Raw genomic sequence first — 25433 nt, 5'->3', positions numbered from 1 at the left:
AGATACACCAACTTGTCTTGATTTTTTGATAGTTAAACGATTTATTTTACGACTTCCACATATGTTTTATTTGCTGAAACATACCCTTTATCTGTAACTAGTCTCGGGTAGCCAGTTTCACTGTACACAATTTCTTTCACAGTAAATGTCGTACCTTTTGTTATTTGTTGAACTTGCGTTTCAACTGCGAAATTATCTTTATTGTTATAGTACCAGATATTGGCTTTGGCTTCATTTTACCTGGCTTAGTTATATAGCTGTCAATGTTGCTGATTGCGGGATTAACATAGCTTTTATTTGCTGAAACATAGCCTTTATCCGTTACTAGCCTTGGATAACCTGTTTCACTGTACACAATCCCTTTAACATCTAGCAGCGTGTATTTGGGTAATTTTTCAGCCTGAGTTTTAGTGGAAAACTCATCTTTACTATTGTAATACCAGATATTTTCTCTCGTAACAACTTTCATTGGTTCTGTAATATAGTTGCCCAAATTGCTGATAGCTTCAGAAAGATAACCTTTATTAGCTGAAACATAGCCTTTATCCGTTACTAATCTTGGATAACCTGTCGCACTATATACAATATCCTTTACTTCAATCATTGTTCCTTTTGCCAAAGGTTCTGCTTGTGTTTCAGTAGCAAAAAGATCTTTATCATTGTAATACCAGATATTTTGTGACGTCAAAAATTTACCAGTCTTTAAAAAATAATCCGAATGATTGTTGACAATAGGTGTTGTATATCCTTTATTTGCTGAAACATAGCCTTTATCCGTTACTAACCTTGGGTACCCAGTTTCACTATAGGCAATATCTTTTACTGTTAAAACAGTATTTTTGGCTATTGGCTCTACTTGTGTCTGCTGTGTAAAACTATCCTTGTTATTATAATGCCAAGTGCTTGTTGTTGTCACTAATTTTCCAGAAGTCATATGATAATCCGAATAGTTTTCTACAAGTTGGTTAACATATGCTTTATTTGCAGAAACATAGCCTTTATCCGTCACCAATCTTGGATAACCAGTTTTACTAAAGACAATGCCCGTCACTTCAAAAACAGTATTTTTAGCAATTTGCCCAGCTTGGGTTTCTTGCGTAAAACTGTCTTTATCATTGTAATACCAGATATTTCCTAGCGCAGCATATTTCCCTGGTTTGGTAACATAACTAGATATGTTGCTGATAGTTGGTTTAGAATACATTTTATTTGCCGAAACATAGCCTTTATTTGTCACTAATCTTGGATAACCGCTATTACTATATTCTATTGAAATAACGTCTAAAATTGTGTCTTTAGGCAGTCTTTCAGCTTGGGTATTAACAGAAAATTCATTAATATCATTATAATACCAAATGTTATCTGTTGTATACACTTGTAACGGAGCAGAAGTATGATAATTTGCTAGATTTATACCATTATCACCAGTTGGTTGTAAAAACAAATTATTATAAGATACATTTATGTCAAATCTTCCAGAAACTCCAGGAAAAGTTAGCTCAGAACTCCACTGCCATGCTGCATTCCCTGTATGTAAGAGATTCGTTGCTAATGGATTGTAGGGATAACTTGCTACCCAACTATTTCCAGGACCCAACTTATCTTCATCAAGTATTTTACGATTGAACCAGTCAAACATTGAATAATGTGCAACACGAGAAAAACCTAAACTATTTAACTTTTTTTGAAATGCAATAGAATTTTCAGTAACATTACCTGCTGTCATCTCAGTTTGTTCCGCATCATTGACCATTAATGTATTTTTAGGCAAGCCAAGTTGATTTGCCTTTTGCGCAAAATACACCGCCTCTTGTTCAGCCCCCGCTTTTGTTGTAAACCAACTATAATGATAAGCAGAGACAATTAGACCTGCACGTTTAGCATTCTCAATTTGTGTTTTCGCTTCTGGATTTAAATAGGTCGTATACTCTGTTAACTTAATCACGACACCTCTTATCCCATATTTTTCATCTCATTAAAAGCAGCAACTGATAATGCTCCGTTATGAGATGAAATATCTACAAAATCTTTTGAGGGACGATTATTTTCTGTTGCAGAAATCAGTGAACGGGGTTCAGCTGCAGCACGTAATGTTATTGCTAAATCAGAACGATCATTAGGGTTGAATATATACTCCCCGTCTTCTGTTTTTGAAGCATTACCTAACTCTTTATTGTTTTCTTCCGTAATATTTCTTTCAGAAGTCTCAACTGTGCTATCAGAAGAAGACGAACTAGTTTCAGAGACAACAGTGCTTTGTGAGGTCTCTTCAGATTGACTTGTTGAACCTTCATCAGCAGTTGTACTCTCACTGAAGACAGACGATTCTTCTGCAGAGACATTATAACTTTCATCAATAAACCCAATACTTGAAAATAAAGCAATTGAACACAAAATAATGCCGCTTTTTAAATATTTACTGTTTGTTTTTTTATTCATTGTTACTTCCTTTCTTTTAATAAGCATGGTACACGGTTTGATACGGAATAAAATCTTGATAAGTATTTGATACAATAAATATCAAGTAAAAGACTAATGCACAAAATATATAGTAACAAGCTAAATTCAAATACTGATTTTTAAACATATGACGGAAAAGCTGAGGTACGACTAATATTTCTGCAGTAGCAAATATTGTCCCGATCCTTCCACCTACAGTTGCTAATGGACCAAAAATAATTAAAAATAATGTTGATAGAAAATATAAACTCAATAACGTATTAAAACTATCATTATATTCTTTATTTTTACCTTTTACAAATAGTATTGAAGCGATCGTAATCCCCATTTGCATAATAAATATAGGATTAAGTATCCACTTCCCAGTAATATACTTACCTGCAAAATAACCTGCATATCTTGATGGAATTGCCCATAAAAATAGGTCTGGGAAAAAGAATAGTACTCCTATCAGTGCGGAAATTATTGTTAAAATCAACACTTTTTGTAAGGTTAATTTCTTTATTATTCCGACAAAAAATAGGCAGGTATAATAAATAGCGCAACAATATGAAAGCAGGCTCCTAAAAGTGACAGGAGAATTACTTTTGGTAGATTCTTTTCTTTGATTGCTGGCAAACAATAAAGAAAAATAATTGCTACAAGAGAGGCTCTTATTTGCCCCATATCTCTCACAAAATAAAAACGAGAAACATAATAGACTAGAATCATTGTTGGATAGCTAACATTTTTGTAAACAAACCAACCTAATAATGCTAAAGTCACCACAGAATAGATTAAAATGAACACTTTAAAATCCATTCCAAACATTTTTACAATATAATTTGTTAATAAGTAACCCGGTTCAGCATCAATACCACCCGATAATATATCCCCAAAACTCCGAACCCTTTCAAAAAATGCTTTATATGATAGATAATCATAACCCGTTTCATATCTAAATCCTGCAAACAAAATGATTTCTATCATTGCAATTATGAAAAAAATTCTCTTTTTGCTAAAAAATTCAAGGAGTGAAAGAATAATCAGGCTGACAAATAATAATATATAAGGTATCATCTCTTCACTCCATCTAGATATAAATACAATTTACTTTCTCTGAATAATTCTTTGCTAACTCTTTTTGGTAGCCAAACCATGCTTTTTCAGTTGAGTTTTTCTCACAAACAATAACTACTAATTCTGGAATAAATGGCAAGTTTTCTACTTGATCCAAACTATCTATTAGATAAACCGAACTATTCAACTCACTAGCATTCAAAAATTTCTGATCTTTCATTACAACAATCTTATTCAATGGTGGATTGTTGATAATATTCGTTAATTTCTCTTGAATTTCTTCATCTCTTTGTTCTCTAAGTGACGTTACATCAATAATTTCATTGCTGTCTTTTAAAGTGAACTTTTGAGAAATCTTTTTATTTCTTTTTTCAGATATACTTGCAATAATTGTTCCAATGATAAAAGTAAGAATCACAATAAGCAATACGTAAAGAATGATTTTCTTTTTACTGATCCCTTCAAAGGCTTTTTCCTTACTCAAATCAACTTTATCAGATAATACGTACGCTCTTTTATCAATGAAAAATCGTGAACTTGACTCTTCAATGAACTTGTACAAAGACGTAGCTAGCTCTTTATCAGGAGTCTCAACAAGCATTTTCCCATTATTATCTGTATAAGTAATCGTCAATGTATCTATAACCTCTTCTGCGCTTATATCAGAATGGTTTTTCACATATTCACTTGCAAATATTTCTTTGATCATTTCATTCTTAGAAAATATATAGCCGTCCTTATTTTCTAAAATAAATGAAAATGTATAATTCTTATCTTGGTTTACACTTTGCTCATTCCTATTAGAACGTGTGCTGTAAAAAAATAATGCAACAATCAATAATAAACTTAGCACAAAAGCAAGTACATATTTTTTCCAATTCCGTTTAAAAAAATTAAGACCTTCTACTACATATAAATTGTCTTCCATCTTTTTCTCCTTCTCTGAAGGTTGTCCCTCATCATTTTATCTTTTTTTAAATAATCAATTTCGTAATTTTTTCTCATAAAACCAGCCACGCATCTTATTAGGCATCAAACTGACACATACATGGACTGAAGAAACAAATAGATAATCTTTAAAACTTCCTAAGCCTTCTTGATAAATTTTTTTTCTAGCTTTTAGACCTGGCATCAAATAACCAACTCCTCCTCTACGAGCATACATATCTAATCCAGTTCTAGCATATACTAAGTCTTTTTGGATATTTTTAGCAGTATAGCCGGCTTTTAACAATCGAACCCATAAATAATAATCTTCAAATCCCTTTAAAGGCTGATAATTTCCTACCCTCATTACTAACTCTTTTCTGAACATAACAGTCATATGATTAAATGGATTTCTTTTTTTAGAAAATTCACGAATTTCTTCATTACTCGCAGGCATTTTTTTATAGCCTAAAACATTATCGATTCCATCATGAAATTCTGTGATGTTAGAACCTACAATGGCTAATGAAGCATCCTTTTTCATTTCTTCATACTGCTCTTCTAAACGACTTGGAATCATTATATCATCACAATCCATACGCGCAATCAATTCATTGCGACAAGATTCAACACCAACCGCTAATGCTTTTCCTAATCCCACATTTTCTGCCAAAGGGACAATTGTTAATTGTTTGCCGACTTTTGATTTGATTTCAGAAATCATTGCATTCAACTCGTCTGTCAGAGGCCCGTCTTCCACTAATAGTATTTCTTCTGGCTGTAATGTCTGCTCAAAAACGCTATTTATTGCTTCTTTAAAGTAGCTTGCGCTCTCATTTTTATAGATAGACATGAGAACGCTGATTTTTTCAACTTTCATTTTATCATCTCACCATATTCATTATTTTGATTCACAATATAAATCATTTAAAATTCTGCTAGCCACATCAATATCATAGCCATTTTTTGAAAAAACTTCTGTCATATCTCTATCACTAGGTTCAATTGCTAAAACAGCGTCTGCCCATAGCTCAGGATCATCAATCGTTAAAAATTGACAATTAGTTGTTATTTCTAACTCAGTTGTCACTCGATCTGATACAATAAGTGGTAACCCTGCAGCTTGTGCCTCAACTCCTACAACTGGCAGCCCTTCAAATAATGAAGGTAATACGAAAATATCCATGGCTTGATATAAACGATTAGAATCTTGTCTAACCCCTAAAAACTTAATATTATCTTCTAAATTCAACTGTTTAACTTTATTTTGAATTTTTTCTTGGAGCTCTCCTTGACCGACTAAGATTAACACAGCTTTAGTATTCCTTTTATGAATTGCTGCAAAAATATCAATAAGAAAATCATGATTCTTTTGCTCTCTAAATGCTCCTACATGCCCAAGAACTAACTGATCTTCATCTATTTTCAATTCTTTTCTAACTTCAGAACGAATGTTTGAATCAAATTTGAATTGATCGATTTCTACTGCATTTGGAATGATTACTAACTGGTCTTCAAGTTGCTCTCCAAATAACCATGTTCCTGCCTTCCTTGAACATGCTAGATAATCAGTTGCTAATCTCACTATTTTTCTTTTGTTCCATTGATGCATTACTTTTCTTAACAAACCATTCGGTGTATTCGCATTATGTGAATGAACAAATATCCTTTTCACGCCCATATTTTTAGCTATTGTAACGGGTAAAATATTAGCTGCTGAAAGCATATTTACATGAACAATATCGTAGTTGCCATTTGATAAAATAGTTTTTATTTCCGAAATGAATTTTTGGGGATTTTTTTTAACTTCAGTTACATGGTATACTTTAGCCCCTTTAGCTTCTACTTCTTTTTCGAAATACATTGTTGGATACATTGTGACAAAATCTACTTGTATCTTTGAACGGTCTAAATGATTGTAATAATTTAGCATGTATGTTTCTACGCCGCCCAAAAGATTACTCATTCCAAAAATCAAAACTCTTTTTTTGGGTGTTTTTTCTGAATTATTATGTACTTTACTCATTTTTTCCTCCACTTAAATTAGCCTAATTTAGAAATATGGATAGATTCAAAAAACAAATCTATCCACACATTATAATTTCTATTCTCCATTTCCCAAGCTAATTCCAAACCTTTATGTTATTTTTAGAAAATAAGTTTTTTTCAATTTCTCTTTGTTCTTCTTCATCCACACCTTTTGATGAGATCTTATCAAAAGAATCTTAATTGTTTGCAACAATATTTTCATATCTAATAACACTGAATAGTTTTTGATGTACAGTAAATCAAAATTTAATTTACTATTATAGTCAGAAGCATATTTCCCATAAACTTGAGCATATCCAGTAATGCCCGCTCGTACATTATGTCTTAAGTAATAGTGTTTATTTTCTTCTTTAAACTGATCTACAAAAAAAGGACGTTCTGGACGTGGTCCAACTATAGACATATCACCTTTCAATACATTGAATAATTGAGGCAATTCATCTATTCTAAGAGCTCTCAGATATCTTCCAACAGTCGTAACACGGCTATCATTACTTGAAGACAAGACTGGCCCTGTATTTACTTCTGCCGTAGCAGACATTGTTCTAAATTTTAATATAGAAAATTCTTTTTGTCCTAAAGTAATTCTTGTTTGTTTATAAACAACAGGTCCGGCTGAAGTTACTTTTACCAAAATTGCTGTAATCAAAATAATAGGAGACGTTATTACTAATAATAACAATGCTATTACAAGATCAAATAAACGTTTTATGAAATCATACTCTGGTTTAATTTTAAAATCAGATACTTCAATGATGCTTTCATCTTCAAAATTCATCATATTAGGTTTTAACATAACAAGATTTTCAAAGCTTGTATTTAAAAATAGTTTTTTTTCATGTTCAATAACCAATTCGTAAATATCTAGCTTTTCTTTTTCATCAATATGACTTGCTATATAAACAATGTCAACATTCGATAAGATTTTTTTTAAATTATCAAAATAATTAGCCTGAATCACATCAACAACTTTATGCTTTTTATTTTTATGTGTTAAAAAGTTAGCCGTTGCGGATATTGTACTTTTAGCTGATCCTATAATAACAACGCGTTTTTCTTCACTGATGCGTAAGTATACAAAATAGATAAACATTCTATACAAACTTAACAAAATCATTCCAACAATAAATGAATAAATCAACACTGAGCGTGGAAATGAGAACCAACGCCCAACAAAACCGACAATCATAATAGATAAGATAGTCAGCACTTGGCCTATCACGGTTACAAACACGATGTCATTGACCGTTCGATTATAAAATACATATGTTCCTAACAACAAGTTTAAAAACACAAAAATAATTGTGATATATACTACTGAATGTTCATATGACACGAAATTATATTGTGGGATATTCATTCCAAATTTTAGCCAAAACCCTGCAAAAATGGAAAAATGAAATACTAAAATATCAAAAATAATAATTATTATTCTCTTTGCATTGTTCCATTCATTCTTAGTTACCATTACTTTATTCCTTTCTCATTAAAAATACTGAGATTGCTATTTATAAATGCTACATCCCTAATAATATCATATCTCTTAAAAAAAAACACCTTAATCTGTTACTGCCCTTATGACCGTTGCTTTCTTGATTTATTTCTACGAGATAAGTCTTGTTCATTATTTAAATATGAGCCATTTTGGATTAATATGCCAAAAAAACTAAACGCTAATGGTATCCAATGATAAGAAACCAAAATATCCTCCATAGTAGAAAGAACAAACACACATAAAAAAGCTATGGCAAGACTGATTTGAGTAGTTGAATAGCTTCCTTTTTTTCTCATAAAATAGAATTGTCCAAAAATAAAGAACGAGAATAGCGTATATCCTAGAATACCTAGATTATTTAAGATACTTAGGTAACTATTGTGCATGCCTAAGTTTTTCCAATGGAAAACATATGGTTTCATCCCTATTAAGATATTTTGCTTATTTACAAACCAAAAATCAAAGAATTCTTTCCATAAATTTTCTCTACCTGAAAAAATTTTAATTGTTGATAGGTTAGCACAATAATAAAAAATGAACGGAAATACGATTAGCACTAATGAAAATAGACCCAACCACAGCCAGTTACTTTTAATGAATCGTTTAGGCAGTAGATTATCTAGTACAATAAACAAAATTAGAACCGCGAAAGCCGTCTTTGCCTGACATACCCAAATTGCTGCTATTCCTGCAGCGTAGACTGGTATTACCAGCCATTTTATCAGGCTTCCTGATGCTTGTTTTATAATAATAGATAGCATCATTACCATAAATAGCACTGATGCTCCAATTGTATTACTGTTAATCCAAATAGAGTCAAACTCATTACCACGTTGCCAAATAGAATGCGGCGCAACAATTTTAGGAAGCTCAGTAAAAATTCTATATAAAGTGATTCCAAAAAAGGCAGTGATAATCACCCCTAAAATTCCAAAATCAATTTTATCAAAATTCGTTTTTCTATAACATAATATCAATAGCACAATAACCATAATACTAGCATTGATAAAACGATTACTGTGACGAATTGAGGATGTCAGCGTATAAAAGATAAAGATACTACCACTTGCACCTATCAATAAAAAATCAATTTTATCTAGTTTTTTTATATTAAGCAAAAGAATAACCATCAAACTGATCAATAAACTATATTCGTAGTGTGAGTAAAAGTTCATCATTGTTGCTGTATTCAGACCTGCAGTCCACAATAAATAAGAACTGGCAATTGTGGCAATTAAAATTAGATTGCTTATTTTGCTAAGCAGTTTTTCCATTTTATGCCTCCATTCATGATTTTAATGTCTGCTAATAGACAGCCTTATAGATATATGCTCCATCTTTATCAGGCCCATAAAGTTTATCAAACTTCACATCATCTGTTTCCAAATCATTAATTTCTTTATATGTCACCAAATACTTGATTCCAATTTTCTTGATACTCTCGCTATCTAAACGAACGAGTAGAGCATCTGCATTCAATAACTCTAGATCTGGTTTTTCATTTGTAATATCTGCATGAATATGAGCATATCGATTATAAATTTTTTCTTGTTTACCGTCTTCATCCAATGCCTTCCACATTGTCATATCTGGAGTAAAAGCAACACCATTGAATGTATGAACCCCAAACATAGGCAAATAACTATACATCAATCGTTCTCCTACCCATAATTGATCAGGATCTGTCTGATTTATTTCCGTGATTTTATGCCCAATTTTTTTGTCATAGACAGGGGCAACACCTCTTACAATAGGATTGACCGTTAAACCTGTAAATAATAAGACACTGACAAATAAAATCGAAAACAATCCTTTTTGCTTAAGAAGCAAGCTCGATAATATCAATATGCTCATTACTAGGATAACAATAATTTCTGTTTTACTTAGATATAACCGTAAGTTACCTCTGTATAAAGCATAAAAATAGATAGCAGCATTCAGCGCTATTATTCCGATAATAGCAATTTTATTGATCCTCTTCCGTTCCCAAATATAAGCGATGAACCACACACTCAACAATGTTGCAGTGAAGCTAAACGAAAGTAATGCACGCTCTTCTGGCACAAATGACCATAAAGTGATTTTAGCAACTGACATTGGGAATTTAACAAGAACCCATAATAATTGAATACAGCTATAAATAAATAGCAAAAAACCGTAATAATTATCTTTAATTTTTTTATAAAAAAGAACGGGTGCCAGTGGTAATATTACAAAAAAGAATTGATAAAAACCACTTAATTCGGAATTATTACTGTAACTAACATCTGTAAAACTCATTTTCCAATTCGTTAAGAATAAAAAGATATCTTTTTATCAAGGTCGCCACCCGTGCTTATTCTATTTCCAGGATAGATTGTGTGCATAACTGCATAAATTGAATCCCAGGAAAATAAAATCGAACCACCAACAAGAATCAGTGTTATCAAAACAGCTAAACCAATAAATAGGCCATCAAATTTATCCAATACAAGCTTTGATTTAAACTCTAAAAAGAATCCCACTAAGAATAATAAAATCAAATACCCAAAAGGTACCTGTAAAGCAGGATATAAAACTAAAATAAAACCAGATGCACATATTGCGGATAGAATGGAAAATGCCATTCTTTTTGGTTTATTTTCATGGTAATAAAAATAGTTATAGATTGCCGTCAAAAAGCCTAACATAAAGAAAACCAAGTCGCCCACCGGTGAAACAAACCACCATTGTATAGCTGAGGAAAACGGTATCCACAAACTTGTCAAAAGTGCGATGTATTTATTTCTTCTAGACAAAATTAAGCCGATTTCAAAAGAGAATAGAACTAGTCCGATCAGCTTGATTCCCCAATACCAAGAAAGTCCATATTCTTTCCCTAACAATACATAGCCCCAGGTGAAAGGTTTAGCAATCGTAGCAAAATTAAATGCTGGTGAATTATATCCTACAGTCATATCTTGGCCGTTAAGTGTGATTACTTCATTATGCGCTTTAAAACCAGTTTGTGTTTGCGATAAACTATACGGTGTTTGAACTAGCCATTCATCCGAGCGGATTTGTCTTGGCGTTCCAACGATTAACCCTGAATCCGCCCCTTCACTATAATCAGAAACATATTGATCCCACAGATTGATAGAACTGCCATGAACTTTAAACAGTAACATAAGTACAAAAATAATGAATGCAATTATAAATCTTGCCTTGATTAGACCATCTAGGCCTTCTATAATTTTTATCTTCATACTATTTTTTTGCTTTCTTCCTCTGTGTATCGCTATTGATTTGTCCATAATTTACTCCATTTCAAGTATCATACAAGACGCGTTTTATACGCCTAGTCTCTATATGAAAAATTAGGTATTTCTCTTGTAAGATTAGGATTATAAAAGGGATCATCTTCGATCAAAGTCGACCATTTATGTTCCATCATCGCTTTTTCTTTTTCAAAGCGTTTTTTCTTTTTCCCTTTATCATCGTAGCCTCTTGTTTGAGATTCAAAATGATAAAGTTCCGCTTCATGAAGCCATACATTATCTCGACCTAATTCTTTTACTTTTAAACAAAGATCGACATCGTTAAACGCTACAGTGAAGTCTTCATCAAAACCAGAAACAGCTTCAAAATCTTGTTTTTTCATCAATAGACAAGCTGCAGTCACAGCCAAATAATCAACGTTCAAAGCTAATTTCCCAAAATAGCCTAAATCTCCGTGTGGGTAGCCATAATGTCCGTGCCCTGCAATGCCGCCCAATCCTAAGATCACACCAGCATGCTGGATCGTGTTATTGGGATACAATAGTTTTGCTCCTACACAACCGATTCGTTCTTGCTGTCCAAATGAAACCATTAATTTCAGCCAATCAGCATTGATCACTTCGGTATCATTATTTAAGAATAGGAGATATTTTCCTTTAGCTTCTTTTGCTGCAATATTATTGATTTTAGAAAAGTTAAATGGAATATCGATCACAGTCACACGAAAACGATCAGTAAGCTGTTGCTTAAACGACTCATATAATTCTTTCATTTTTTCATCTGTACTGCCATTATCTGCAATAATGATTTCATAGTTTGTATAGGTTGTTTTTTCAATGATCGAAGATACGCAGCGTTTAACATCTTTATAACCATTTTTAGTTGGAATGATGATTGAAACCAACTCTTCCGATTCAATATCATAATAAACATCATATAACCCGTTCGCCCGACCATGAGTAGCATGCCCTTTAATGCCGCGGCGAACCAAAGCATCTTGAACTGCTCTTAGGCCTGCTTCAAATGCGTACCCTTTTGACGATTGATCAACTGCCGTTGATGTCGCAACATACGCCAGTGATATAAAACTTTAGAAATATGTTTGATGCGTTCACTTGTAGTTTTTTCAGTAAAGCGAAGGACCAGATCATAATCCTGAGACCCTTCATAGCCTTTTCTAAACCCGCCTATCTCTTCAAGGATCGTTCTGCGATAAACACCTAGATGGGAGATATAGTTCGTACCTAATAATAAATCAGGCGACCAATCTGGTTTAAATGATGGATCTGAACGATTGCCTTCCATATCGATTTTATCTTCATCACTATAAATTAAATCCAATTCAGGATTTTCATTCAACGCTTTGACAACTTCATAAAAAGCAATCCTCGGCAGCTCATCATCATTATCTAATAATGCAACAAATTCTCCAGTCGCTAAAGCTAAGGCAGAGTTTGTTGCTTCACTGATATGACCGTTTTCTGGTCTAAAAACAACTTTGATCCGCTCATCTGAATGACTATAATCTGTTAAAAGTTCTTTTACTTTAGGATCGGTCGATGCATCATCAGCCATACAAAGTTCCCAATTGGCATAATCTTGAATCAAAATAGAATCAATACAACGACGCAGCCATTTTTCTTCCACATTATAAACCGGCATCGCGATCGAGATTTTAGGTTGATAATGAAATTCAGCGATTTCAGTTTTGATTTGTTCAAAATCGAAATGCTCATTTCTTTCCAACCAACTTGGGTAAGACGACTGATTTCTGATTTTTTCAATTTTTACGCGTTGGATCGTATTTTTGATCCCATTTCTTTTTAAATAACTGATACCTTTATGTACTTTTATCATCAATCTTGCCATCTTATCTTCAGTACCTGGAATCAAAGGATGTTTTTTCCCTAAGTCGATCCATTCAGTTTTACTAGCTTGTAGCTCTTCTGAAACAAAACAAACGTCCAATTTATTTTTCTTTTGGATACCTTCTAATTTTATTTCAAATCCAGCTAAAACTGTTGCGTCTACCTCATAGATCTGGTTGACATCTTCTCTTAGAACACGTTGAATAGTATAAGATGATACTTGCTCTTGATTGTTGATCGAAATTTCCGGACTGGATTTTGACTGTGTTGCCAAAGCCCAACCAGTTATTGTTAAGTTATTTGTTTGTTTCTCTCGATAGATACTATCAATAATGACCTTTATCTCATCGTTCATTTTTTGCTCTCCTTATGCTTAAGAGTCTATCATTTAGCGCTTATATTAAACAAGAAGCCCTAACCAGCCTTCTAGCTGGCTAAGGCTACACAAATATACACTCTGCTATAGATGTTTAGGATTTTTGTATTTGTCGACTAAGTCTTGTTCAGACCATTTATCGGTTAAAGCTTTGATGTTCGCTTTTTTATCGAGATTTTGCATTTTTTCTTCTGCTTTGAAAATAGCATAAGAACAGTAGATAATTGTTTTATTCAGCTGTTTAGCAAACTTCAAGGATAAATCTACACCCATAACGTCTTTGCCTAATTCCTCTGTGATACCTGAAACAGCAAGATAGTCCGCTTTTCTGAAAATCATACATGCTTCAGTCACTGCCTGAACATTTCTTGGTAACGCAATACGATAATAATAACCTAGGCTCTTACCTGGCGTTCCTTGTTCTGGGTAAAGTAGACGTTTTTTCTCTGCATCAACAGAGATTCCGATATTTTCGATACGATAACGCGGATCGACCACTCTTCCTGTAACGATTCCGGATTGCGCTTGTTGTCCCATGTTCATCATCTCAGTAAGCCAATTGCTTTTCGTTGGCACTAAACCAGCATCTAAAAACATGATATATTCACCTGTACTGGCGTTGACTAACTCATCTCTTGTTTGTCCATCACTGTACACAAGTTTATTACTTGTTGAATGGATTTTTTCTTTCATTTGATTTGGCAGCACAATCTCATAATTTTCATAAATTGTTTTTTCCAACAATTTTTTCAAATAGTCATTGATATCCGCTGTATCATTAGTAATTACGATGGATACTTTTGGCACTGTTTCATAAACGTAATTGATTTTATAGGAACCATAAAACTCAGCAATTTCAACATTGGCTTTGATATTACGGCGATCCATGGCAGCTTGCACTGCACGTTGTCCCGCAACATAAGCATAGCCTTTACTTTCCGGATTCAAAGCAGTTGATGATTCAATCGCCCGCCAATGATACATCATACCTGGAATATGTGTGATATTTTCAGCATTTTCAGTTGCACGTAAAACAAAATCATAATCTTGAGCCCCATTAAATTCTGTTTTTAAACCGCCCGTTTTTTCTAGTAAAGAACGTTTCACTACAACAAAATGTGTAATGTAATTATGGTTTAAAATCAGCTCAGAATTCCATTTTGATTTATAGAACGCATTGAAACGTTTGCCACTTTCCGTAACTTTGTCTTCATCTGTATAGATAAAATCGATTGTTTGGTCTTCATTTAAAGCTTTGACCACTTCATATAACGCTTGCGGCGCTAATTCATCATCGTTATCCATAAATCCAATATAATCCCCAGTTGCTATCGTTAATGCTGAATTTGTCGCTTCTGAAATATGACCATTTTCTTCGCGGTAAATCACTTTGATTCGATCATCGGCATCCGCATACTTTTTAAGTAAGGGCTTGATGTAGCTACTTGGTGATGCATCATCAGCTAAACATAACTCCCAGTTTTCATAATATTGATTTTGAAGAGAAGAGACACAGGCGTCTAACCATTTTTCTTCCACATTATAAACAGGAACAGCTACAGAAATTTTTGGCTGAAATGTAAATGTTTTGATTTCTTCTAAAATAGCTGATGGATCAACTGGTGCTTCTTGTTGTTCTTGACGCTTAAAATACCATTTCATCGAGCCGATAAGTCCTCTTGTTTGAACAGAACGCATCGCCCGTTGGATTTTATTACCAGGCTGAACCATATTTGGTTTTTCCAGACGGTATTGCAATTTACGGCCGTTGTTAGCAGCAATATTCAATATATACGTCGGCTGATCATCTGAATCGATCACTTCGATCACAAAACCATACTCTTGATCGCCTTTTAATTCAAACATATCAATAACATCTCGTCGATATTCTCTTGTTACAGAGTATTCAACAGTTATTTCAGCAGATACTTTAAAATCAATCGGTAACTTATCTTCTTTAGAATAGGCCCAACCACGAATCACAGTTTTTTTCTCTTCAACATGACGAACGATATCATCAATATTTAGTGAAATAAGTGAATCAAATTTACTGATGGAGACTTTTTTATAATTTGTCATTTGTTTTTCACTCACCATTAATCCTGTATTTTTTGACTGACTATTTTCCGATTTCTGATCAATTACATAATCGATCAGTCCGTGAATCGTGTCAGAAAAATTGCCTTCGTATTTGTAGTCAACTGTGATCGTCATTGTTTTTCCAGCAATCTTTTTATCGTCTACTTCCATTACCGGTACCTGATTATCAGAGAAAAAGTATTCTGTTTCTTTGCTATAAACTGCATTTGTCGCGCTCGGTTTTATGATCGTTTCAGCAATAGCTAATTCTATATCGACTACCGCTCCTGTCAAACTAGGGAAAATTTTCAATAATTCGATGTTTTCCGGTATATCGATCGTAAATGTTTTATTTTCACCTGACACATTATTAAGTTGAACATCAAATTCTTTTTGATCTTCCTCACCGCAATCGTACAAAAAGTGAATATTCTTTCTGTAACTTGAATTTTCTGGTATTGTGCGAATTGGATTGTCTACCGCTTGAGCAGAAAGTGCGTAAAAATACTGATAGACTTCCCCAAATGGACGTGCTTTAAACGCAGCACGAACTTCCACTGGCAAGTCTTCATAGTTAGATTCAAGTTCATTATAGCCAACTTCATTGATCGTAAAATCTTCTTTGGCAATAAATAAACCAATTTCTTCAAAAAGTTTTTCAAAGCCGCTTTGTACGAAGAAAGACTTGTGTGTTGCGTCTAATAATCCTGTTTCACGCCAATCTAATTTATTGTTAAATAGATCGATCAATACAGAATTATGCGCAATATTTGGGAAAGTGATCAAGATTTGACCGTTTTCACTTAAAAAGGGTTTTACTTTCATAAGTGCATTTTTAGGATTCATTAAATGCTCTAACACATCTGCAAAAATAATATAATCAAAGGTTTGACCTTCAAAATGTTTCGTCCAGGCTTCTTCATCGATATTGCCATAAAATCCGTCATTTGAAAATTCACTGACATGATCATAAAGTTCTTTGTCTAGCTCCACGATTGCGACATAACAATTTTTTTCTTCCATCAAATATTTTGTCATTCGACCATTTCCTGGGCCAAACTCTAATACTCGGCTGTTTTCTTTAATTTGAGCAACGATTTTACCAACACTAGTACTCTCGTCAACTTCCATCTCAAAATCATATTTCATCTTTAATAGTGTCCTTCCATTCATGATCTAAAATGACAATTCCTTCGCCTGCATAGCGTCCGCTAATAAACATGTTCAGGTATTTCGTTTTATAAACCAAAGGTACTGTAGCGTGCTCTTCAAAAAACGCAATGTCGAAATAATATTCTCCAGTCAAAAGAGACATTTTCCCATACTCTAGATAAAAAACATTTTTACCTTTTTTCCAAGGAATCTTGACTCCATCTAATAAAGTATTCAGTCCACATACATAATTATTGTCGACTGTTCGAATCGCAACACCACACACTGGTGACTTGATCGTATCGTTTTTAACCGTATACTCTAATTTTACAATGACCTTCTCATCTTGCGTAACGATTTCTAAAGGTTCCAGAGCATAATTTAACAAAGTCGCTTTATCCACTTCGATAATATCAGGAACTGTTTCTTCATTTTGAATTGTTTTTTCACGATCAACGGTTTTGATTGATTTTTTCTTTAAGAAGTTTTCGTAATTTGTTGTCACGTCCATCGTATCCCCGTATTCAACAACTTCACCATTTTTCAACCAGAATGTTCGATCACAAAAACGACGAACGGAATTCACATCGTGAGAAACAAAAAGAATTGTCTTACCGGAATTTTTTATTTCGGTAAATTTCTCCATACACTTCAGTTGGAACTCCAAATCTCCAACTGCCAAAGCTTCATCCACGATCAAAATATCTGGATCTACATTGATTGCCACAGCGAAAGCTAAACGGACAAACATCCCGCTGGAATACGTTTTTACAGGTTGATATAAGTGATCACCAATATCGGCAAACTTGATGACATCATCCACTCGTTCCTGCATTTCTTCTCTTGAAAACCCAAGAACCATTCCATTTAAGAAGATATTTTCATAACCAGAATACTCAGGATTAAAACCTGAGCCTAATTCTAACAACGCAGAAATTTTTCCATCGATCTTCATGGAACCAGACGTCGGTGTTAAGACACCTGTAATTATTTTAAGAATCGTTGATTTACCAGAACCATTTTCCCCAACAAATCCGATCATTTCACCTTTTTCAATTTGCATTGTGACATCTTTTAACGCATAAAAGAGATCGTGATACGTTTTTTTCATGGGATTAAGTGCTTCTTTAAAACGATCAGAAGGTTTTTTATACATATTATATGTTTTTGTTATATTCTGTATATCGATTGCATATTCTGACATTTTTTACGCTCCTATACTTTATAATACATCTGAAAAATGAGGTTTCAAACGTCTAAATACAGTTGAACCAATTAACAAAAGAACAATTGTAAAGCCCCAGAAATACAAGCCATATTGCCAATGTTCCCAGAACCACGCTTTCCCTGTAAATGAATCACGGTACCCTTGAACAATGTAGTAAAGTGGATTCAATTTCAACACTTTTTCGATCCATCCAGTAGGTTGCCACAAAATGGGCAGTGTCCACATAATCGTTTGCATCGCCACATTGATAAATTGCATGATATCAGGTAAAAATGGTTGTGTTGAAGCTGTTAACCAAGTAATGCCTGTTAAGAAAATAATCAGACAGAAGAGATAATAAATCAATTGTAAAGCATGTAGTGTTGGATAAATGCCGGTTAATGAAGTAATTCCAAAACCAATCGCAATAAAAAAAAGATGCGTATATAGATTTGATAAAATTTTCGATGTTGGCAATATCTGTACATTAAAGACTACTTTTTTTACCAGATAGCTATACTCTCTAAAAACATTTGTCGCAGACATCAATGAGTCTGAGAAAAAGAACCATGGAATCAATCCAGTAACTAAATAAACAATAAACGGATATTCCTCATTCGCTCCTCGCTCACGAATTTGTGAGAAAACAAACCAGTAAGTTAGTACAGTCACTAAAGGAGTTATAAACGCCCAGATGATTCCTAACGCAGAACCTGCATATTTTGATTTAAAATCGTTAAATGAAAACTGTAATAACAGTTTTCTATTTTTAAAAATGTCTTTAAAAATGGATAGCGTAGATCGTATCATTGATTCGTTTCCTTTCTTATTACCATCGCTTTTAAATTGCTACTTAAAATAAGCTGCATAACATTACTAGTTTAAAGAATATACGCATTTTTTTCAAGTTATGTAAGTATTTTCTTAAGATTTAGAGAGTAAACGCTGATTTTAGTGGCTTTTATTTAGCTAGTTGGATAATGACTATCCCCAGAATGATGACACCAGTCCCGATCACAGTTCCTAGGGAAACCTGTTCTTGTAAAATAAGTTTAGAGCCTATTAGAACAGCTATGTTTGTAAAAGCAACACCCATTGGAACAATATAAGAAACTTCAGACTTACTAATAATGACCATCCATAAAACAAAGCTAAACATGTAGCATAAAAAACCAATAATCGTTGTAAAAGACATCGAAAAAGAAAAAATAGCATTTGTGATCTGAATTGAATTTGCTTGGGAACCTAACTTTACCAAAATCAAACCTGAAGTTGATAAAACGACATATATTAAGAATAAGAACATTATTTTTTCTCCTTTTTATCTTTCAATATTGAAAGTTCTTGGATTAACAATTTGATTTGCGTTTGTTGTTTTGACAACAAGGCGGAATTTTTAATTTCAATAAACAACAAAACAAAGATTGCTGCGATCAATAAGAAATTAGATGTCGTTTCAAAACCTAAATGTTCTGCTAACCACTCTGGTAATTTAGGAAAAATAGCAAAAATTACTAGTCCGGCAGATATAAACAACCATCTAATGGCATTTTTTAACAAGAAAATATTCTTATTGATCGAACGAATAATATAAACAAAAAAAAGTAATGAGAAGATCAGCACTTCAATTCTTAAAATCGGACTCATTAGTCTCCCTCCCGCATAAAACCTGAAACAATAATTGCAATACTTACCTCGATCATATACTTAACTGACGTAAATGAACGAATCGATGATTGCCCACCAGATCGCTCCATCATATTCACAGCAACTTCCTTGATATTGAATTTCTTTTTAAGTAAATGAACCGTTGATTCTGGTTCAGGATAACTCGTTGGGTATTTTTTTGAAAAATAAGCGATGATATCTTTATTACAAGCACGATATCCAGAAGTCACATCGTAAACCTTTTTCCCAGATGACAAATAAATCAAAAAGGACAGGATCTTGATTCCAACGCGACGCATGAATGTAGTTTGAAAATCGGCTTTTTCCTCTGGTAAAAACCTAGAACCGATGACAAAATCAGCTTCTTTTTTTATTATCGGCTGTACGACGAAATCTAAACTGTTGATATCGTGTTGACCATCTCCATCAAACTGAACAGCAATATCGTAATTATTTTCTTCCGCATATCTGTAGCCTGTTTGAACAGCGCCACCGATTCCCAAATTCATGATCAACTGCACAGAGTTGATTCCATTCTCATCTAAAATAGCTTGCGTTTTGTCTGTTGAACCATCATTGATTACAACGTAATCAATGATGTAAGAATAGTTCTGACTATTCTCTTTTTTGAAATTTTCAATAGACATTATTGTATTTAAAATATTTTCTTCTTCATTGTATGCAGGTATAATCAATAATATTTTCAATTCATCTTACTCCTTTATAATTAGCCTCTATAATAATTTCCTAAAGTGAGTAATATCATTGTCATTAAGAAATACGTTGCTATAGATAAAACCCAAATATTTTGCGCATACTCTGACTTTTTCATTAACTCTCTTTGTTCGCTTAATTCTGCTTGAGGATAAAAAAGCTTTGAACTATTCACAAAGATTGGTAATAAAACGAGCAATCCTATAAAATATCTTCCTTGCACACCTTCTACTGTTCCCAATCCCACAGGTGTCCAAGTCAAATATTGGCTTAAATTGACTGCGAAAATAATCCCCACCATCACCACTGCAGCGCCTAAAGAGTTCAAGTAATTCTTAGCCTTGATCTCTAATGGATAAAAAACAAACAGCCCACCTATATAAGCTAAGTACATAAATGCAATGTGTGGTGACCCATAAGAAAACCAGCCAAATGTAAACAATTCCAGATACTTACTGATTGAATCCATTATTCCAGAAAACATCAACTTAATTGCTGTCGGTACATTGTGAACCATGAATTTCAATTGTTCAGTTGGGTCTTTTTCTGGCATTCTATTTGCTGGTGTAAAGGTTGTGTAGTAATAATACCAAAGCAACGCTATCACCGCAGCTAAAATCACAGCACCAAAGGCAAATAGATATGTTTTTTTGTTTTTGTATTGACTTGGCTTAATAAAAACCAAGATTCCTGCCAGCATCACATAAGGTAACTTACAGGTGGCTAATATACCACATAATAGCACAAACAAACCAATTTCTTTTGCCTCTATTTTTGACTCATCTGTAATAAAATTAATGAATAAGGACATTGTCAAGAAAATCAACCCTAATGATACACCATCTTGGTTATAGGATGCAGCTAGATAAACTCCCATTGGCAAAGTCGTTACAACTGCCATTGGAACTTTGAATTTTTTCACATTTTTTATAGCGAAATAAGACAAGATCGCATAAGCAATCAAATTGACCAATCTCCCCAGATAAAAGCTCCAATACAGGTTCATATTCAAAACCTTACCTAACGTCCAGCCAATAGCTTGTGGTACGTAACTAATAAACGAATAGGTTGCCGTTAGTGAAATAACCGTTTCTTCATTTTGCTTCTTTGTATGACGCTGTTTCTTTAAATCGTTGTGATAATTATGATGGACACGATCTAATACCACTTTGAAGTCTTTAGAAATTTTCAGCTCGTCAGCCTTATCGCTCATTCCAAAATGACCTTCTGATAAGTAGACTGCTCGTGAAAAATGCGCATGTTCATCAGGCGTATCTAAAACTGGTGTGATAAACGCGAACAGGGTCCCCATCAGCACAATAATCCAAAATGTACTTTTTGCTAGGTTCTTCCCAATCAATAAAATACCTAGTCCACTAAGTATCCCCGTCAATAAAATGATTTTTTTAGGCATTGCAGAAAATTGGAAAAAGTACAGTGTAAATACCATAAAGATTATTAACAGCGCTAGCAAATACTTCCATCTTTGCTTAAACGCTACCTTGAACCACCCTATAAATTTTTCTCTCCCAACCAAAACTATTTTCCCCCTATTTTTTGTTACTATTCAACATCTCTTCCAACGCTTTCTCCCAAGTTGGAATTTCAAAACCTAGCTCTTTTGTCTTACTAAGATCCATCACAGAATACTTAGGTCGAGTCGCTTTTTGTGGAAACTTACTTGAATCTACTGGTAAAACATCTACTTTAGTATTTTTCAAAATTTCTTTTGCAAACTCATACCAGTTGCAGCTATTATCATTTGATAGGTGGTAAATACCATAAGGAACCTTTTCCTTTATAACAAAAACCATAAACTCAGCCAATGTTCTCGTCCAAGTTGGGCGGCCAAATTGATCATCAACAATCGTCAATTGATCACGGGTTTCAGCTAATTTTTGCATAGTGAAGACAAAGTTATGACCATATTGTCCAAATACCCATGAAGTACGAATGATGTAATATTTTTCCATGACTTCCTGAACGATTTGTTCGCCTAATAATTTTGTACGGCCATATTCGTTTTGAGGGTTTGTTTGATCATCCGTCTTGTACATCTCGTCTTTTTTCGTTCCGTCAAATACATAATCTGTACTAATATAAACCAACGTTGCATCAACAGCTTTAGCCGCAACAGCTACATTACGTGTGCCGTCCACATTGATCTTCTCATCTAATTCTTTGCCCTCGTCTTCTGCTTTATCCACAGCTGTATAAGCTGCACAATGATAAATCACATCAGGCTTCAAATTCGTGATAAAAGACAGTGTCTTTTGCGCATCAGTAATATCTAATTCTTTTGAATCTGTGGACGTGTATGCCACTCCCTGCTCGTCTAACAAATGACGTAACTCTGTGCCTAGTTGTCCATTACCACCAGTTAAAAGTATCATTCTTTTTTCCTCCTCTAAGAAAAAGAAGCTAAGATAAAGCTCATCATACTTCTTCTCTTTGCTGCCGATTCGTATTTAGAGCGTGGAGCAAAACCAATTTTTAGTTTTGTTCCACGCTCAATAACTCGCTATTTTAATCATACTCAGTTAAAATCTGCTGTAAGATATCATTAAAACGATATCGATTTATTGACCGTTTTTCGCATAATTGGCTTCTACCGCGGCTTTATCCGCTTCCCACCAACCTGAGTTTTCTGTGTACCATTCAATCGTATCTGCTAAACCATCACGGAAATTAGTGAATTCTGGCTTCCAACCTAGTTCCTCACGCAATTTCGTTGAATCAATCGCATAACGTAAGTCATGACCAGGACGATCATTTACGTGCTCGTATGCATCTTTGGGCTGACCCATCAGCTCTAGAATCAATTCCATTACCGCTTTATTATCTTCTTCTCCGTCAGCACCGATTAGGTAAGTTTCGCCAAGTTTTCCTTTAGTCAAGATTGTCCAAACAGCTGACGAGTGATCATTTGTATGAATCCAATCTCTAACATTTTTACCTGCACCATATAATTTAGGCGTAATCCCACTCAATACATTCGTAATTTGGCGCGGGATAAATTTTTCAATATGTTGATATGGACCATAATTGTTAGAACAATTAGAAATTGTTGCTTTTAGTCCAAATGAACGTCCCCAAGCTTTTACTAACAAGTCAGAACCTGCCTTGGTCGAAGAGTATGGGCTTGATGGGTTATAAGGCGTTTCAGCTGTAAATTTCTCGCCTACACCGTCCCCATGTCCTGGTAAATCTTCGCGTAGAGGCAAATCTCCATAAACTTCATCGGTTGAAACATGATGGTAACGGACATCGTGTTTGCGGCAAGCTTCGATCAATGTATACGTGCCAATGATATTGGTTTGAACAAATGGAAATGGATCATTCAATGAATTATCATTATGTGATTCCGCTGCGTAATGAACAACGGCATCAGTCTTTTGGACTAAGCGATCCACTAATTCAGCATCAGCAATATCGCCCACAACTAACTCAACACGATCTGTCGGTAGTCCCTCAAGATTTTTCTTATTTCCTGCATAAGTCAATTTATCTAATACAGTGACATGGACTTCTGGATGATTGTTCACCACATAATGAACAAAGTTTGATCCGATGAAGCCCGCTCCACCAGTAACAATGATGTTTTTCATCTTCTAGATCTCTCCTAGTTTTTTAGATTTCACCATAAACAAAAGGATTTTCAGCTTCAAATTCTTTTAACGTTGGGTGATTTTTATCTTTTTCAGAGGTAATTGCTTTTTGGATATCAATTGGCCAATCGATTGCTAGACCTGGATCATCAAAGGCAATACCGCCATCTGCCGGTGCATTATAATAATTATCGCACTTATACATAAAGTTGACATTTGGTGTCAACGTTACAAATCCATGTGCATAGCCTTTAGGTACCAATAGTTGGCGATGATTGCGCTCTGACAAAATATAGCCTTCCCATTGTCCATAAGTGGGGCTGCCTTTACGAATATCCACGATCACATCTAGCACTGCACCGGTTACGACACGAATCAATTTTGTTTGAGCCGCCTCACCTTTTTGAAAATGCAAGCCACGTAAAACGCCAGCTTCACTTGAAAGCGAATGGTTATCTTGAACAAAGTCAAAATCCAAACCATGTTCAGCAAATTTTTCTTTGGAATAGCTCTCTGTAAAAAAGCCGCGATGGTCGCCAAAAACATCCATCTCAATGATTTTTACATCTTGTAGTTTCGTCTCAATAACTTTCATTAATCCTTCGCCCCTACTTCTGTGTCTGCTAATCTTAGTAAGTATTGTCCGTACCCATTTTTCTTCAATGGCTGTGCTAACTCAACTAATTGATTTTTTGTGATATAACCCATTCGATACGCAATTTCTTCCAAACAAGCTACTTTTAAATTTTGTCGTTTTTCAATCGTTTCAATAAATGTTGAAGCTTCCAAAAGCGATTCATGCGTTCCAGTATCTAACCACGCATAGCCACGTCCCATCAATTCAACAGATAATTTATTCTTTTCCAAATAGACTTTATTGACATCGGTGATCTCTAATTCACCACGGTCGGATGGTTTAATATTTTTGGCAATCTCAATTACATCATTATCGTAAAAATATAGGCCAGTAACAGCATAATTTGATTTTGGTTGTTCAGGTTTTTCTTCAATTGAAAGAGCACGCATTTGATCATCAAACTCAACTACACCAAACGCTCCGGATCGTTCACATGATAACCGAAAACAGTCGCTCCGCTTTCCTTTGTAGCTGCGCGCTGCAACATGTTAGATAGTCCGCCGCCATAATAAATATTATCACCTAAAACAAGACAAACACTATCATCACCGATAAACTTCTCTCCTATGATAAAGGCTTGCGCAAGACCATCAGGACTTTCTTGAACTGCATATTCAATATGAATACCTAGATCTTTTCCATCGCCAAATAAATTTTCAAAGCGCGGCGTATCATCGGGTGTAGAAATAATCAAAATTTCTTTGATTCCTGCCAACATCAAAGTAGACATTGGATAATAGATCATTGGTTTGTCGTAGATAGGCATTAATTGTTTTGATGTGGCTTTCGTTAACGGATATAGTCTGGTTCCACTTCCTCCAGCTAAGATGATCCCTTTCATGAAAAAACTCCTTATACTAATTTATTTTATTGTTATTTGCAACATCACTAAATGTT

At 34.1% G+C, this 25433-nt stretch carries 21 protein-coding genes and 3 pseudogenes; all 24 read right to left on the bottom strand.

What is annotated here, in order from left to right; translation table 11 throughout:
- Positions 1–41 precede the first annotated feature (41 nt).
- Entirely contained in the window at positions 42–218 is a 177-nt protein-coding gene (locus V192_RS22850) for a DUF5776 domain-containing protein (RefSeq protein WP_420834558.1), read from the bottom strand.
- Positions 161–1945 carry a DUF5776 domain-containing protein gene (locus tag V192_RS20955; RefSeq protein WP_025872087.1) on the bottom strand — a complete coding sequence of 595 codons (1785 nt, stop codon included), beginning with the start codon at positions 1943–1945 and terminating at the stop codon, positions 161–163. The genes V192_RS22850 and V192_RS20955 overlap by 58 nt, the downstream gene beginning before the upstream one ends.
- A gap of 8 nt (positions 1946–1953) precedes the next feature.
- Positions 1954–2439, bottom strand: a complete 486-nt coding sequence (locus V192_RS20950) for a hypothetical protein (protein WP_025872085.1) — start codon at positions 2437–2439, stop codon at positions 1954–1956.
- 16 nt (positions 2440–2455) lie between these two features.
- A complete protein-coding gene (locus V192_RS22610) occupies positions 2456–2941 on the bottom strand; it encodes an EpsG family protein (RefSeq protein ID WP_275574539.1) in 486 nt (161 codons plus the stop codon).
- Between the two features lie 23 nt (positions 2942–2964).
- The gene (locus V192_RS22605) at positions 2965–3519 is read right to left on the bottom strand and encodes an EpsG family protein (protein ID WP_275574538.1); all 555 of its coding nucleotides are present in this window, start codon (positions 3517–3519) and stop codon (positions 2965–2967) included.
- A 13-nt stretch (positions 3520–3532) separates the two neighbouring features.
- Positions 3533–4447, bottom strand: coding sequence for a hypothetical protein (locus V192_RS0112090; RefSeq protein ID WP_025872082.1), 915 nt, complete (start codon positions 4445–4447; stop codon positions 3533–3535).
- A gap of 54 nt (positions 4448–4501) precedes the next feature.
- On the bottom strand, positions 4502–5326 hold the full coding sequence (locus V192_RS0112085) for a glycosyltransferase (protein ID WP_025872080.1): 825 nt from the start codon (positions 5324–5326) through the stop codon (positions 4502–4504).
- A 21-nt stretch (positions 5327–5347) separates the two neighbouring features.
- Complete coding sequence (locus tag V192_RS0112080) at positions 5348–6472, bottom strand: glycosyltransferase family 1 protein (protein WP_025872078.1); 1125 nt, start codon at positions 6470–6472, stop codon at positions 5348–5350.
- A 97-nt stretch (positions 6473–6569) separates the two neighbouring features.
- Positions 6570–7963: pseudogene (locus V192_RS20130) on the bottom strand (sugar transferase).
- 107 nt (positions 7964–8070) lie between these two features.
- Positions 8071–9264, bottom strand: a complete 1194-nt coding sequence (locus V192_RS0112070; RefSeq protein WP_025872076.1) for an EpaQ family protein — start codon at positions 9262–9264, stop codon at positions 8071–8073.
- Positions 9265–9295: 31 nt separating this feature from the next.
- Positions 9296–10270 carry a DUF7654 domain-containing protein gene (locus V192_RS22270; protein ID WP_239644669.1) on the bottom strand — a complete coding sequence of 325 codons (975 nt, stop codon included), beginning with the start codon at positions 10268–10270 and terminating at the stop codon, positions 9296–9298.
- An 11-nt stretch (positions 10271–10281) separates the two neighbouring features.
- A complete protein-coding gene (locus V192_RS22265) occupies positions 10282–11262 on the bottom strand; it encodes a DUF7657 domain-containing protein (RefSeq protein WP_239644668.1) in 981 nt (326 codons plus the stop codon).
- Positions 11263–11306: 44 nt separating this feature from the next.
- Positions 11307–13450: pseudogene (locus V192_RS20120) on the bottom strand (glycosyltransferase family 2 protein).
- A 105-nt stretch (positions 13451–13555) separates the two neighbouring features.
- Entirely contained in the window at positions 13556–16699 is a 3144-nt protein-coding gene (locus V192_RS0112055) for a glycosyltransferase (protein ID WP_025872075.1), read from the bottom strand.
- The gene (locus V192_RS0112050; protein WP_025872072.1) at positions 16689–17906 is read right to left on the bottom strand and encodes an ABC transporter ATP-binding protein; all 1218 of its coding nucleotides are present in this window, start codon (positions 17904–17906) and stop codon (positions 16689–16691) included. Before V192_RS0112050 ends, V192_RS0112055 begins: the two co-directional genes overlap by 11 nt.
- Positions 17907–17924: 18 nt before the next feature.
- Positions 17925–18719: an ABC transporter permease gene (locus V192_RS0112045; RefSeq protein ID WP_025872070.1), complete on the bottom strand. Its 795-nt coding sequence runs from the start codon at positions 18717–18719 to the stop codon at positions 17925–17927.
- A gap of 151 nt (positions 18720–18870) precedes the next feature.
- Positions 18871–19215, bottom strand: coding sequence for a hypothetical protein (locus V192_RS0112040; RefSeq protein ID WP_025872068.1), 345 nt, complete (start codon positions 19213–19215; stop codon positions 18871–18873).
- The gene (locus tag V192_RS0112035) at positions 19215–19556 is read right to left on the bottom strand and encodes a DUF2304 domain-containing protein (protein WP_025872065.1); all 342 of its coding nucleotides are present in this window, start codon (positions 19554–19556) and stop codon (positions 19215–19217) included. The genes V192_RS0112040 and V192_RS0112035 overlap by 1 nt, the downstream gene beginning before the upstream one ends.
- The gene (locus tag V192_RS0112030) at positions 19556–20284 is read right to left on the bottom strand and encodes a glycosyltransferase family 2 protein (protein WP_025872063.1); all 729 of its coding nucleotides are present in this window, start codon (positions 20282–20284) and stop codon (positions 19556–19558) included. Before V192_RS0112030 ends, V192_RS0112035 begins: the two co-directional genes overlap by 1 nt.
- A gap of 20 nt (positions 20285–20304) precedes the next feature.
- Positions 20305–21828, bottom strand: a complete 1524-nt coding sequence (locus tag V192_RS0112025) for a DUF2142 domain-containing protein (RefSeq protein ID WP_025872061.1) — start codon at positions 21826–21828, stop codon at positions 20305–20307.
- 13 nt (positions 21829–21841) lie between these two features.
- Complete coding sequence (gene rfbD, locus V192_RS0112020) at positions 21842–22753, bottom strand: dTDP-4-dehydrorhamnose reductase (RefSeq protein WP_256926352.1); 912 nt, start codon at positions 22751–22753, stop codon at positions 21842–21844.
- Between the two features lie 117 nt (positions 22754–22870).
- Positions 22871–23899, bottom strand: a complete 1029-nt coding sequence (gene rfbB / locus V192_RS0112015) for a dTDP-glucose 4,6-dehydratase (RefSeq protein ID WP_025872057.1) — start codon at positions 23897–23899, stop codon at positions 22871–22873.
- A gap of 22 nt (positions 23900–23921) precedes the next feature.
- A complete protein-coding gene (gene rfbC / locus V192_RS0112010; RefSeq protein ID WP_025872055.1) occupies positions 23922–24494 on the bottom strand; it encodes a dTDP-4-dehydrorhamnose 3,5-epimerase in 573 nt (190 codons plus the stop codon).
- Positions 24494–25377 (bottom strand): annotated as a pseudogene (gene rfbA / locus V192_RS20115) (glucose-1-phosphate thymidylyltransferase RfbA). Before rfbA ends, rfbC begins: the two are co-directional and overlap by 1 nt.
- Positions 25378–25433 lie beyond the last annotated feature (56 nt).

It is taken from the genome of Enterococcus crotali, from assembly GCF_000633635.1.
Lineage (GTDB): Bacteria > Bacillota > Bacilli > Lactobacillales > Enterococcaceae > Enterococcus_L > Enterococcus_L crotali.
Note: the sequence above shows the minus strand (reverse complement) of the source record. Positions and strands in the feature narration are given on the sequence as shown.

What these genes read in the sequence shown, in the direction of transcription:
- V192_RS0112050 (WP_025872072.1), bottom strand. Translation starts at nt 17,906, where the DNA reads ATGTCAGAATATGCAATCGATATACAGAATATAACAAAAACATATAAT.
- V192_RS0112090 (WP_025872082.1), bottom strand. Translation starts at nt 4,447, where the DNA reads ATGGAAGACAATTTATATGTAGTAGAAGGTCTTAATTTTTTTAAACGG.
- V192_RS0112070 (WP_025872076.1), bottom strand. Translation starts at nt 9,264, where the DNA reads ATGGAAAAACTGCTTAGCAAAATAAGCAATCTAATTTTAATTGCCACA.
- rfbC (WP_025872055.1), bottom strand. Translation starts at nt 24,494, where the DNA reads ATGAAAGTTATTGAGACGAAACTACAAGATGTAAAAATCATTGAGATG.
- V192_RS0112040 (WP_025872068.1), bottom strand. Translation starts at nt 19,215, where the DNA reads ATGTTCTTATTCTTAATATATGTCGTTTTATCAACTTCAGGTTTGATT.
- V192_RS22605 (WP_275574538.1), bottom strand. Translation starts at nt 3,519, where the DNA reads ATGATACCTTATATATTATTATTTGTCAGCCTGATTATTCTTTCACTC.
- V192_RS0112045 (WP_025872070.1), bottom strand. Translation starts at nt 18,719, where the DNA reads ATGATACGATCTACGCTATCCATTTTTAAAGACATTTTTAAAAATAGA.
- rfbB (WP_025872057.1), bottom strand. Translation starts at nt 23,899, where the DNA reads ATGAAAAACATCATTGTTACTGGTGGAGCGGGCTTCATCGGATCAAAC.
- V192_RS0112080 (WP_025872078.1), bottom strand. Translation starts at nt 6,472, where the DNA reads ATGAGTAAAGTACATAATAATTCAGAAAAAACACCCAAAAAAAGAGTT.
- V192_RS22270 (WP_239644669.1), bottom strand. Translation starts at nt 10,270, where the DNA reads ATGAGTTTTACAGATGTTAGTTACAGTAATAATTCCGAATTAAGTGGT.
- V192_RS20950 (WP_025872085.1), bottom strand. Translation starts at nt 2,439, where the DNA reads ATGAATAAAAAAACAAACAGTAAATATTTAAAAAGCGGCATTATTTTG.
- V192_RS0112055 (WP_025872075.1), bottom strand. Translation starts at nt 16,699, where the DNA reads ATGAAATATGATTTTGAGATGGAAGTTGACGAGAGTACTAGTGTTGGT.
- V192_RS0112085 (WP_025872080.1), bottom strand. Translation starts at nt 5,326, where the DNA reads ATGAAAGTTGAAAAAATCAGCGTTCTCATGTCTATCTATAAAAATGAG.
- V192_RS0112035 (WP_025872065.1), bottom strand. Translation starts at nt 19,556, where the DNA reads ATGAGTCCGATTTTAAGAATTGAAGTGCTGATCTTCTCATTACTTTTT.
- V192_RS22265 (WP_239644668.1), bottom strand. Translation starts at nt 11,262, where the DNA reads ATGGACAAATCAATAGCGATACACAGAGGAAGAAAGCAAAAAAATAGT.